The sequence below is a fragment of the Actinomyces faecalis genome (genome assembly GCF_013184985.2).
GTDB lineage: Bacteria > Actinomycetota > Actinomycetes > Actinomycetales > Actinomycetaceae > Actinomyces > Actinomyces faecalis.
This window is the reverse complement of the sequence record NZ_CP063418.1, coordinates 411,787-424,213: the sequence shown is the minus strand read 5'-3', so window position 1 is coordinate 424,213 and position 12,427 is coordinate 411,787. Positions and strand designations below refer to the sequence as shown.

Genomic DNA, 12,427 nt, shown 5'->3' with positions numbered 1-12,427 from the left:
GGCACGCTGCGTCCTTCATGCCGTTGCGGGCACCGCGATGACGATCTCGGTGCCCGCAACGGCGTCAGGATCTCGATCGCGGTCAGGCCGCACGGTCGACGAGGAGCCGAGCGAACTGCTCCATCGCCTCACGTACCTGCCCCACGCGCACACGCGCATCAGCCACAGCCGCCTCCACCTGGTCAGTACCAGCGCCGACCTCTGCCAGCCGCTCACGCGTTCCAGCGACGACAGCCTCCTCCAGCCCGGAGAGCACCGCCACCGCGTCCTCGGCCCACGTCATCGCCATCTCGCGCGTGCGTGCGAGCACGGGGTGCTCGCGCAGGCGCGCGACCACCTCACTGAGCACGGCGTCATCCTCCAGGTCAGCACTGGAGAGGGTTGACAAGATCGACTGCCCCGCAGCGTCCAGCTCGCCAGCCGCCAGGGCCTGACGCAGCAGGAGCACCGGCATGGTCTCCACACCCTCACGCAGGTCAGTGCCCGGGGTCTTGCCGGTGGTCTCGGAGTCACTGGTCAGGTCAATGACGTCGTCAGCCAGCTGGAAGGCCACACCGATCTTCTCACCGAACTCCTCGACGATGCGCTCCGTGTCCCGGCCGGCACGGGTCAGCATCGCGCCGTAGCGAGCCGAGACCGCGATGAGGGAGCCGGTCTTGTCCGCCAGGACCTGGATGTAGTGCTCCACGGGGTCAGTCCCCGCAGGCCTGGCCAGGGTCTCGTGGAGCTGCCCCATGCACAGGCGCTCGAAGGTCTTGGCATGGGCCAGGACGGCCTCAGGGCCGAGCGCGGCGACAAGCTGGGAGGCACGGGCCACCAGGACGTCACCGGTCAGGATCGCGGCGGAGTTTCCCCACACCATCTGCGCGCTCGGCGCACCCCGGCGCAACGGGGCGTCGTCCATGACGTCGTCGTGGTAGAGCGTGGCGATATGCGTCAGCTCCACGGACACGCCGGCGTCACGAACCTCCTGCCCGGTGGCCAGCCGCGGGTCGCCCAGCTGGGCGGTCAGCAGCGTCAGCACCGGACGAAGCCGCTTGCCGCCGGCCTGTGCCAGGTGGGAGGTCGGCGGGTTAATGGTCTCGTCGGCGTTGTTGACGACCTGGAGGAGCCTGGTCTCGACGGCCTCGAGGGCCGGAGAGATCCGGCCCTCGAGCTCAGGGATGTCCAGTGGGAACGTACCGATCACGGCACGAGCATAGCGGCGTTGCCCAAGGTAGCCAGCACCGTCTGAGGCAGCACGCCCAGCACGACGGTCAGCAGGACGGCCACGCCGATAGCGGTCGACGACAGCCCGTTGGAGGTCACCACGACCACACGGTCCTCATCAGGCTCACGGAAGAACATAAGGATGATGACTCGCATGTAGAAGAAGGCGGTCGCGGCCGAGGAGACGACGGCAGCGATCACGAGCCAGGTCGCCCCACCGCCGATACCGGCGACGAAGAGCTCGAACTTCGCGATGAAACCCGCCGTCAGCGGGATACCTGCGAAGGACAGCAGGAAGACCGCCAGCGACAGCGCCAGCCAGGGTGAACGCCGTCCCAGCCCCTTGAGAGCCTCCAGGTCCGTGGCCTCCGGGCCTGCTGCGCCGTCGTGGTTCACGCGTACCAGCGTCACCACGCCGAAGGCTCCCACGGTCGATACGCCGTAGGCCAGGGCGTAGAAGAGCAGCGCCCGGATACCGGCCTGGTTGAGCGCCACGATGCCGATCAGCATGTAGCCGGCGTGGGCGATCGCGGAGTAGGCGAGCATGCGCTTGACGTCGCCCTGGACGATACCGACGACGGTGCCGACGAACATGGTCAGGATCGATACTGTCCACAGGAAGGGCGCCATGTCCCAGGACAGCCCAGCACCTGCGACGTAGAAGAACCGCAGCAGCGCCAGGAAGGCCGCAGCCTTGACACCCGCAGCCATGAAGGCGGTCACCGGCGTGGGAGCGCCCTGGTAGACGTCCGGGCTCCAGGCGTGGAAGGGGACGGCGGCGATCTTGAACAGCAGGCCGACTGTCACCAGGGCGACGCCCGCCAGCGCCAGCCAGTCCATGCCGTTGAGCCCGCCATGCCCCAGCGCCTGGGCCACGGCGGAGTAGGTGACCTGACCAGTGAACCCGTAGAGGAACGCCGAGCCCAGCAGCAAGAAGGCCGAGGCGAAGGCGCCCAGCACGAAGTACTTCATGGCGGCCTCCTGGCTGAGCAGGCGGCGGTGGCGCGCCGTGGCCGCCATGATGTACAGCGGGAGCGAGATGAGCTCCAGCATGACGAAGAGCGTGATGAAGTCGCTCGCCATCGGGAAGAGCATCATGCCGCCCAGCGAGAAGAGCATGAGCGGGAAGACCTCGGTGCCCATCCAGCCGGCGTGGAGGGACTCCGCCTCCTCCGCGCTGCCGGGACGGTCCGCGGCCTGTGCCGCAAAGGCTCCGTCGCCGGCGCTGGTGCGGTCAGCCATGACAAGGACGGCCAGCAGGCCGATGACGAGCATGACGCCCTGGGCCGCTACCCCGAAGGGGTCCTCGTTGAAGCCTGGTGTCAGTGCTCCGCCCGAGCCGTCGCGCACGGCGTCCCAGCGAGCGGCCAGGGCGACGGCCGAGCCGATGACCGCCAGCACGCTCAGCCCTGCCTGGCAGGTCAGGCGCGCCTTGCGGGGCACGAAGGCCTCCAGCAGGATGCCGAGGACCGCAGCCCCCAGGATGACGATGACCGGTGAAAGTCCGGCCCAGGAGATGGTCGGGGCAGTGACGCTCACTTGGTGATCCCTTCGGAGAAGGTCGGGGCGACGGCGGAGGCTGAGACCGGGGCGGAGTCCTCACTCATGGTCGTGGAGACGCTGTCCGCGACCGGGGCCAGGACGTCCGTGAGGAAGGCGGGTGCCAGCCCCAGGGCGAGCATGGCCGCGATGACGGGGACCAGGACGATCTTCTCCCGTCCGTCCAGGTCCGGGCTACCCACACGGGTCGCCGCCGGAGCGCCGGTGAAGACCCTCTGATAGGGCAGCAGCACGTAGACCGCGGCGATGATCACGCCGAGGACAGCCACCACGCCCAGAGCAACGGACTGGGAGAAGGTGCCCGTGAGCACCATCCACTCAGGCACGAATCCGGACAGGCCCGGCAGCGCGATCGAGGCGAGGCCGGAGACCAGCCAGGTCCCCGCGGTCAGAGGTAGGACGCGTCCCATGCCACCCAGCTCGCTGACCTGGACGGTCGAGGTACGGCGGGCGAGGAAGCCGGTGGCGAGGTACAGGCCGGCGATCGACAGGCCGTGGGCGACCATGTAGACCATCGCGCCCGCGGCGGCGACGGAGGAGCCCACGAAGATCCCCAGCACCATGAAGCCGAAGTGGCTGATCGAGGTGTAGGAGATGAGCCGGTAGAGGTTGTCCTGGCCGATCGCGGCCAGTCCCCCGTAGAGGATGCCGATGACGGCAAGCACGAGGACCACGGGTGCGGCCCAGCGCGAGGCCTCGGGGAAGAGGGGCAGGACCAGGACGATCATGCCGTAGGTACCGATCTTGTCCAGCACACCGATGAGCAGCACCGAGGTGCCCGGGGTGGCCTGCTCGGCCGTGTCCGGCAACCAGGTGTGCAGCGGGACCATCGGGGCCTTGATCGCGAAGGCGATGAAGAAGGAGACGAAGATCCAGCGCTCCACCGAGGTCGAGGCGCTCAGGTTCCCCACGAGGTTGTCCAGGAGGTAGGCACTCTCGCCTCCCGGCCCGTAGACGTAGAGGGCCACGACGCCGACCAGCATGACCAGGCCACCGGCCAGGGAGTACAGGAGGAACTTCAGGGCCGCACGGCGGCGGTTCTCCCCGCCGAAGTGACCGATGAGGAAGTACACCGGGATGAGCATCGCCTCGAAGCAGACGTAGAACAGCACGACGTCGCGCGCCGCGAAGATGACGACGACGAAGGCCTCCAGGGCCAGGACGAGCCCGGTGAACAGTGCCTGGCGGTCCGCGGGGACCTCGCCCCACGAGGCGAGCAGGACGATCGGTGTCAGGAAGGCGGCCAGAAGGAGCATGGCCAGGCCCAGACCGTTGACGCCCAGCGCCCACGACACCCCCATGGAGGCGATCCAGGAGCGGGTCTCAGCGAGCTGGACGGTGGAGCCCTGAGCCACGTCGAACTGCGCGGCTGCCCACACGCCCACGCCCAGCGTCGCCAGGGAGAACAGGAGCCCGATCGCACGGGCCTGCGCCCGCAGCGGCGGGACGAGGGCGAGCAGGAGCGCTCCCGCGAGGGGAACGAGGACCATGACGGTCAGCACGGGAAAGCTTGCGGCAAGTGTCTGCATGTTATGGCGTGTCCTCTCAGAACCTGCTCGCCAGGACGGCGACGAGAGCAAGCACGGATCCGATCATCATGTACGAGGCGTAGGAGCGTACGTTGCCGGTCTCGGTGCGGCGCACCAGCTGGCCCAGGCCTGCGGTGCCCTTGGCGAGCCCCTCGACCGCGCCGTCGACGACGTAGCGGTCGGAGGCGGAGGCAGCGATGACCAGGCCCTGACCCGGCCGCATGGCGACAGCCTCGTTGACAGCGTCCTGGTACATGTCGTGGCGAGCCGCCTCGACCAGGACGTTGCCAGGCTGAACCACGGTAGGAACCTCGCGCTTGGCGTACATCACCCAGGCAAGGACCGCCCCCAGCACGACGAGCGCCAGGGTGAGCGCCATGATGACCGGGACCGCCAGCACGGGCTCGCTGTGCTCGGCGTGACCGGTGACCGGCTCCAGCCAGGTGACGAAGGCATCGTTCACGCTCAGCAGGCCACCCAGGCCGACGGAGAAGACGGACAGGATGATGAGCGGGGCCGTCATGAGCCAGCCCGACTCGTGCGGGTGGACCTCACCCTCGATGTCCTTGTCAGTGGTCCACCGGGCCTGGCCGTGGAAGATCATGAAGAACAGGCGCGACATGTAGAAGGCCGTGAGCCCCGCGCCCAGCAGGGCCACCGTTCCCAGGACCCAGGGACGCGGGCCCTCGCCGATGAAGGCGGCCTCGATGATCTTGTCCTTGGACCAGAAGCCCGAGAAGGGCGGGATGCCCAGGATGGCGAGCCAGCCGATACCCATCGTCACCCAGGTGATCTTCATGACCTTGCGCAGCCCTCCGAAGCGGCGCATGTCCACCTGGTCGCTCATGGCGTGCATGACTGAGCCGGCTCCCAGGAAGAGCTGGGCCTTGAAGAAGCCGTGGGTCAGCAGGTGGAAGATGGCGAAGGCGTAACCGATCGGCCCCAGGCCGGCACCCAGCATCATGTAGCCGATCTGGCTCATGGTGGAGGCAGCCAGGACCTTCTTCATGTCGTCCTTGGCCATACCGATGAGGGCTCCGAGCACTAGCGTGATCGCGCCGATGACAGCCACGGCGAGCTGGGCGTCGGGCGCCCCCTCGAAGACGGCACCCGAGCGGACCATGAGGTAGACGCCAGCCGTCACCATGGTGGCGGCGTGGATCAGGGCGGAGACCGGCGTCGGGCCGGCCATCGCGTCACCCAGCCACGCCTGCAGCGGGAACTGCGCGGACTTACCGCAGGCAGCCAGCAGCAGGAAGAAGCCCGTGGCAGTGAGCCAGCCGGTGGACACGGCCCCGGACTGTGCGGCGGGAAGGACGTCGTTGAAGGCGACCGAGCCGATCTGGGAGACCATTGCCATCATCGCCAGCAGCAGGCCGACGTCACCGATACGGTTCATGACGAAGGCCTTCTTGGCGGCGGTGGCGTTCTCACGGCTCTTGGCCTGCTCAGCCTGCGGGGCGTCGGCGTCGGCGGTGTTCCAGAAGCCGATGAGCAGGTAGGAGGCCAGTCCCACGCCCTCCCAGCCGACGAACAGCACGATGTAGGAGCTGCCCAGCACGAGCGTGAGCATCGCGGCGACGAAGAGGTTGAGGTAGGCGAAGAAGCGACGGCGGTCGCGGTCGTGCTCCATGTAGGCCACCGAGTACAGGTGGATGAGGAAGCCGACGAAGGTCACCAGGACGACGAAGGTCAGGGAGAGCGGGTCCAGGCGCAGTCCGACGGTGACGTCGAGGTCACCAGCGCCGAACCAGCGCCACAGGTCGATCTCCAGGACACGGGCGTCAGCCGGCAGGCCGAGGACCTGGACCAGCAGGGCGATACCGATGCAGGCGTCCGCTGCGGCCGCGAGCAGCCCGAGCAGGTGGCCCCAGCGGTCGCTCGCCCGTCCTGACAGCAGCAGGATCGCCGCCGAGGCGGCCGGGACCGCGATGAGGAGCCAGGCCAGGCCCGCCAGGCCCGTTGCCGGCTCACCCGCGCCGACGACAGACTGCGCGGCGAGTGCGAGAGGAGTAGTCACGTCCTGTTCCCTCTCAGTTCTTGAGCAGGTTGACGTCGTCGACCGACGTGGACCTGCGGGTGCGGAAGATGGACACGACGATGCTCAGTCCCACCACGACCTCGGCGGCAGCGACCACCATGACGAAGAAGGCGAAGACCTGACCGGTGAGGTTGCCGTGCACGCGGGCAAAGGCCACGAGGACCAGGTTGACGGCGTTGAGCATGAGCTCAACGCCCATCAGCTCAATGAGGGCGTTGCGCCGAAGCAGCACCGTCAGGGCGCCAAGGGTGAACAGCACCCCGGCCAGGATGACGTAGGCAGTGACAGGGAGGGTCACTTCTCCTCCTCCTTCTCCTCGGCGGGGGCAGCCCCGTCCTTCTCGCCCGCCGCCGTCAGCGCGGCAGCGGCGACAGGCTGAGCGACGACCGGTGCGGCGGCTCCCGGCATCGAGGGCATACCGGACAGGGCGACGTCGGCGTCCTCCCGGCTGCGCACGCGTCCTGCGCGCTGAGCCGCGGCGTACTCAGGCGACACCTCAGCCAGCTCCAGGCCCTGGCCCCGGGCACGCAGCACACGCGGCACGGACTCCTCGACGGTCTCGCCCGAGGCAGAGACCGCCGGTGCGGCTGCGGTGTTGGTCGAGGCGTAGACACCGCTCATGGGCTTCTGGCCCGGGTGGGTGCCGTGCTCGGTGTAGGCCCGCATCTTGGCCTCGACCGTGGTGCGCTGGGTGACCTTGGCGCGGACGCGCTGACGGTGGGTCAGGGTCAGGGCACCCGTGGCTGCCACGATGAGCAGCAGCCCGGTCAGCTCCATGGCGACCACGTGCTGGCCGAAGAGCTCGGTGGCCAGGTCAGAGGGCGCGGCCGCCTGCCCCTGCTCCAGGCCGACGGCGTCAGGCAGCCTGGAGCGCCACACGGCGCTGCCCACCAGCACGGCCAGGCCCAGGCCGAACAGCGCGATGACCCACTTCGTGGTCGGAGAGCCGGCTGAGCCGACGGGCTCGTCACCGCCGACGCCGACCAGCATGACCACGAAGAGCACGAGGGTCATCACCGCACCGGTGTAGACGACGATCTGCGTGATACCGAGGAAGGGCGCCTCGTTGGCGACGTAGAGCACCGCCAGGGCGATCATGATCGCGATCATGTTGACCGCGGCGCTGACCGCACGCTTGGCGGTCAGCAGGCCGACGCCGCAGACCACCGTGACCAGGGCGACGACGGCGAACAGGATCGTCTCGCCGGTCGACACGGCACCAGTCTCGGTCAGGGTCGCAGGAAGGAGAGCGGTCAGGGTAGCCATCAGTGGACGGCCTCCTTCGCAAGGTCAGGTGCCGCCACCGTCTTGACGGTGGCGAGCGTGGGGTCCTCAGGACGGTGGGCACGGACCCAGTCGACCTGTGCCTGGGTGGCACCGGTGACGGCGCCACGGTAGTAGTCACCGTCCTCGGTGCCCTCGACCATGGGGTGCGGAGCGTCCAGGGCCCCCTCGGGCACGGGGGCCAGCAGGTCCTGCTTCTCGTAGATGAGGCCACCGCGGCTGGGACCGACGAGCTCGTCGATCTCGTGGGTCATGGTCAGGGCTCGGGTCGGACACGCCTCGATGCACATGCCGCAGAAGATGCAGCGCAGGTAGTTGATCTGGTAGACGCGGCCGTAGCGCTCGCCAGGCGAGTACTGAGCGCCGGGGGCGTTGGAGGCCGCCTCGACGTAGATGGCGTCCGCCGGACAGGCCCAGGCGCACAGCTCGCAGCCGATGCACCTCTCCAGGCCGTCGTCGTAGCGGTTGAGCTGGTGACGCCCGTGGTAGCGGGGCATGAGCACCGGACGGACAAAGGGGTACTGCTCGGTCACCGTCGGCCGGAAGATCGAGGAGATCGTCACTCCGTAGCCGGCCACCGGCGCGAAGACCCGTCCCAGCATCGAGGGGGCGTCCGCAAGCCACTGGTCGTGCTTGCTCTCTCCCCTCGGGCTCGGGGCGTGTGAGGTCTGGTCAGTCATCAGTTCCCTCCTGGACAGTCGTCACAGCGCTGGGGGTGGACGTCGCGGCCCCGGCCAGCACCGGCTGCGCCGGTGCCCTGCGGGCGCGTGGGGACAGGGGCAGGGACTGGCCCGGCAGCGGCGGGACGGGGAACCCACCTGCGAAGGCGTCCGTCTCCTCCCCCGGCGCGACGACGTCGTCGCGCGCCGTGGGCGCACCCTCGGTCTCGTCCTCGCTCTTGGAAGGCAGGAGGAAGAGGATGAGCATCGCCACCAGGAAGACCACTGCCAGGACCAGCAGCAGGCCCTGGGAGGAGACGTCCGTGAAGGCTCGGTAGCCCTGGACCACAGCCACCAGGACGAACCAGGCCAGCGAGGTGGGGATCAGGACCTTCCAACCAAGCTGCATGAAGTGGTCGTAACGGATACGCACCAGGGTGCCTCGGGTGACGATCATGAAGAGCATGACGCACCACACCTTGGCGATGAACCACAGCATCGGCCACCACCCGGTGTTGAAGCCGTCCCAGACGCTCGCGAGCAGGAAGGAGCGCCAGCCGCCGAGGAACAGGGTCACGCACACGGCGGAGACGTTGAACATGTTGATGTACTCGCCCAGGTAGTACCAGGCGAACTTCATCGAGGAGTACTCGACCATGTGGCCGGCGACGAGCTCACCCTCGGCCTCGGGCAGGTCGAAGGGCAGTCGGTTGACCTCACCCACCATCGAGATCACGTAGATGACGAAGCTGGGAATCATGGCCAGGCCCCACCACAGCCGCTCCTGGGCGGAGACGATCCCGGAGGTGGACATCGTCCCGGAGGCCAGGAAGACCGTGAGGATCGACAGGCTCATGCTCAGCTCGTAGGAGATGACCTGAGCAGCACTTCGCACCGCACCCAGCAGCGGGTAGGTGGAGTGGGAGGACCAGCCTCCGAGGATCAGGCCGTAGACACCGAAGCCGGTGATCGCCAGCACGTAGAGGACGGCGACGGGGAAGTCGGTCAGCTGCAACGGCGTGTGGTGGCCGAAGATCGACACCTCAGGGCCGAAGGGGATGACCGCGTAGATCATGAAGGAGCTGAAGGCCGTGATGAAGGGGGCCAGCAGGTAGATGAGCTTCTCTGCTCCCGAGAGCCAGAAGTCCTCCTTCATGATCAGCTTGACGGCGTCAGCGATGAGCTGAGGAAGGCCGAAGGGACCATTGACGTTGGGGCCGGGACGGGTCTGGATGCGTCCGAGGACCTTGCGCTCGGCCCAGATCGCGAGGATGACGCTGACGATGAGGAAGACCATGATGAACACGGCCTTGATGACAGACAGCCACCAGGTCTCCTCCGAGAAGTCCGCAGTCACACCTCCCGCCGTGGGCAGAGCCGTGGCAAGGCCCGAGGACAGCACAGTCGCGGTGTTCACCGGACCACCTCCGAGTGGCTTGAGGTAACTGGGGCAAGAGAGAGCGTGACGGCGTCGCCGTGGCCTGCGCCCAGGGTCTGACGCACGGTCGAGCCTGCCGAGCACTCGGGCAGCCATACCGTGCCGGCTGCCACGCCCCCGACGACGGCGGGCAGGGTGATCTCGCCGGTCACCGTGGCCACGGTCAGCAGCTCGCCACCGACCAGGCCCAGGCGCTGGGCAAGGTCCTCACCCACGCGCGCCACCGGCCGCAGCGCGGTCGCGGCCAGGAAGGGCTCACCGTCCTGGAGACGACCGGCGTCAAGCATCGGCTTGTGGGTGGCCAGCACCGCGTCCAGGCCGGAGACCGTGGACAGGCCGTCAGCCTGGGCCTCGGCGTCCTCACCCTGGGGCGCGTCAGCGGGAACGAAGGTGACCTCACCGCGCGTGCCCGCGTACAGCCCCAGACCAGCCAGCTCGCTGTGGAGCGTCTCCAGGCTGTCCACGCCCAGGTCCTCCCCCAGCTCCTTGGCCAGGGCCGACAGCACCTGGCGATCGGTACGGGCGCGGGAGACGTAGGCCTGGCCGAAGGGACGCACACGTCCCTCCCAGTTGACGAAGGTGCCGTTCTTCTCCACGGCCGGAGCGACCGGGAGGACGACGTCCGCGTGCTCGCTGACCTCGCTGCGGCGCACCTCCAGCTGGACGGTGAAGCCCGAGGCCGTCAGGGCGGCGCGTGCCAGACCGGGGTCCGGGAAGTCACGCAGGTCGACGCCGCCGACCACCAGGCCGCCGAGCTCGCCGTCGGTCAGAGCCGTCAGGATCTCAGTGGCGTCACGGCCGGGCTCCGCCGGCAGGGCCGGGTGCGCGTACAGACCGGTAGTGGACACGCCCCAGGCGTCCTGCACCTGCTGGCGGGCCTCGGCGTCGGCCACCGGGAAGCCGCCGGGGAGCAGACCTGGCAGCAGACCGGCCTCGATGCCGCCGCGCTCGCCGGCGCGACGCGGCACCCAGGCCAGCCGGGCACCCGTAGCCGTGGCCAGGGTGTCGACGACGGAGAGCAGGCCGGGCACAGCCGCGGCGCGCTCGCCCACGAGGATCGTGGCGCCGTCGCTCTTGAGCGCCTCGACGAGCTCGGGATGGGTCTGGCTGAGCGTGGCGACCGCGCGGGCCTCCTGACCGGGTGCGGTCAGGACCAGCTCGGCAGCCATCTTGCGCACGGAGCGCGAGGCCACCGTCGTGACGGTAGCGACCTTGAGCCCGCTTCCGCGCACACCCTTGCGCAGGCGCAGGAACAGCGAGCCGCACTCGTCCTCAGGCTCCAGGGCCACGAGCAGGACCTGCCCAGCCGTCTCCAGGCTGGAGTAGGTCACCGCGCCGAGCCCGGTACCGGCCACGCGGGCGGCCAGGAAGGAGTCCTCCTCCTTGGAGTGAGGACGCACGCGCTGGTCGATGTCGTTGGTGCAGGCCACGGTCCGGGCGAAGCGGGACCACGCCCAGGCGTCTTCCAGCGTCAGGCGCCCGCCGGGCAGGAAGCCGACCCCGCCGTCGGCCTTGGCAGCCTCCAGACCGCGCGCAGCGACGTCAAGAGCCTCAGACCAGCTGGTAGGAACCAGCTCGCCGGACTCCTCGTCGCGCACGAGCGGCATGGTGAGGCGGTCAGGCTGGGAGGACCAGGCGAAGCCGAAGCGGTCCTTGTCCGTGATCCACTCCTCGTTGACCTGCGGGTCGTTGCCGGCCATGCGGCGCAGCACCACACCGCGGCGCATGTCCACGCGCAGCGCGGAGCCGGAGGCGTCATGCTCGGTGACCGAGTCGGTAGAGACCAGGTCCATCGGGCGGGAGCGGAAGCGGTAGCGCGCGCTGGTGAGCGCACCCACCGGGCAGATCTGGATGATGTTGCCCGAGAAGTAGGAGGCGAAGGGACGTCCTGAGACGTCCAGGTCCTCACGACCCGGCCCGTAGACGGCCCCGTCGACGACACCGGGCTCACCCGAGGGGCCAGCCAGGTCAGCCTCAGGGGTCAGGTAGGCCTCTCCCCGGATGGACTGGGTGGACACGCCCGCCAGACCCTCTGGGTCGAAGAAGTCGAGCACGGTGGAGTCGAAGCGACCGATCTGCTCGCCGTACAGCCCGCCGGTGACCTCCCCATCGACGTGGCCAGCACCGCGGCCCTGCAGGGCGATGAAGGGGTCACCCGCGATCTGGTCAGCGAAGCGCACGCAGCGCTGGCACAGGATGCAGCGGTCGCGGTCCAGCAGGATGTTGCTGGTCAGTCGCAGCGGCTTAGGGAAGGTGCGCTTGACGTCCGTGAACCGGCTGGTGGCCTGCGCGCCGGAGGACATGAGCTCAAGCGCCTGGTTCTGGAGCGGGCACTCACCACCCTTGTCACACACCGGGCAGTCCAGCGGGTGGTTGATGAGCAGGAGCTCCATGGTGCCGGCCTGGGCCTTGGCGGCCACCGGGCTCGTGGCCTGGGTGGAGATCTCCATACCCTCCATAGCGGTCATGGCGCAGGAGGGCTGAGGCTTGGGCATCGGGCGCACGACGCCGTCACGCCCTGGCATAGCGACCTCCACCAGGCACTGGCGGCAGTTGGCCGACGGCGCCAGCAGCGGGTGGTCGCAGAAGCGCGGGATCCGCACGCCGATCTTCTCCGCGGCGCGGATGAGGAGCGTGCCCTTGGCGACCTCGACGGGGACGCCGTCGATCGTGATGTTGACCATGTCCACGTGGGTGTCAGTCATGT

At 68.8% G+C, this 12,427-nt stretch carries 9 protein-coding genes; all 9 read right to left on the bottom strand.

The features are described 5' to 3' along the window. Nucleotides 1-82: 82 nt before the first annotated feature. From HRL51_RS01675 to HRL51_RS01635, 9 genes are read right to left on the bottom strand one after another with little or no spacing between them, the layout of a single operon-like run. On the bottom strand, nt 83-1,189 hold the full coding sequence (locus HRL51_RS01675) for a polyprenyl synthetase family protein (protein WP_172119843.1): 1,107 nt from the start codon (nt 1,187-1,189) through the stop codon (nt 83-85). Next, nucleotides 1,186-2,748: an NADH-quinone oxidoreductase subunit NuoN gene (gene nuoN / locus HRL51_RS01670; protein ID WP_172119844.1), complete on the bottom strand. Its 1,563-nt coding sequence runs from the start codon at nt 2,746-2,748 to the stop codon at nt 1,186-1,188. Before nuoN ends, HRL51_RS01675 begins: the two co-directional genes overlap by 4 nt. Next, entirely contained in the window at nt 2,745-4,298 is a 1,554-nt protein-coding gene (locus HRL51_RS01665; protein ID WP_172119845.1) for an NADH-quinone oxidoreductase subunit M, read from the bottom strand. Before HRL51_RS01665 ends, nuoN begins: the two co-directional genes overlap by 4 nt. Before the next feature lie 16 nt (nt 4,299-4,314). Further along, nucleotides 4,315-6,318, bottom strand: coding sequence for an NADH-quinone oxidoreductase subunit L (gene nuoL / locus HRL51_RS01660; RefSeq protein ID WP_172119846.1), 2,004 nt, complete (start codon nt 6,316-6,318; stop codon nt 4,315-4,317). Nucleotides 6,319-6,331: 13 nt separating this feature from the next. Beyond that, complete coding sequence (nuoK, locus tag HRL51_RS01655) at nt 6,332-6,637, bottom strand: NADH-quinone oxidoreductase subunit NuoK (RefSeq protein ID WP_172119847.1); 306 nt, start codon at nt 6,635-6,637, stop codon at nt 6,332-6,334. Then, nucleotides 6,634-7,605: an NADH-quinone oxidoreductase subunit J gene (locus tag HRL51_RS01650; RefSeq protein WP_172119848.1), complete on the bottom strand. Its 972-nt coding sequence runs from the start codon at nt 7,603-7,605 to the stop codon at nt 6,634-6,636. Before HRL51_RS01650 ends, nuoK begins: the two co-directional genes overlap by 4 nt. After that, a complete protein-coding gene (gene nuoI / locus HRL51_RS01645; RefSeq protein ID WP_172119849.1) occupies nt 7,605-8,303 on the bottom strand; it encodes an NADH-quinone oxidoreductase subunit NuoI in 699 nt (232 codons plus the stop codon). The genes HRL51_RS01650 and nuoI overlap by 1 nt, the downstream gene beginning before the upstream one ends. Next, the gene (gene nuoH, locus HRL51_RS01640; protein ID WP_172119841.1) at nt 8,296-9,699 is read right to left on the bottom strand and encodes an NADH-quinone oxidoreductase subunit NuoH; all 1,404 of its coding nucleotides are present in this window, start codon (nt 9,697-9,699) and stop codon (nt 8,296-8,298) included. Before nuoH ends, nuoI begins: the two co-directional genes overlap by 8 nt. After that, nucleotides 9,696-12,425, bottom strand: coding sequence for an NADH-quinone oxidoreductase subunit G (locus HRL51_RS01635; RefSeq protein WP_172192177.1), 2,730 nt, complete (start codon nt 12,423-12,425; stop codon nt 9,696-9,698). Before HRL51_RS01635 ends, nuoH begins: the two co-directional genes overlap by 4 nt. Nucleotides 12,426-12,427 lie beyond the last annotated feature (2 nt).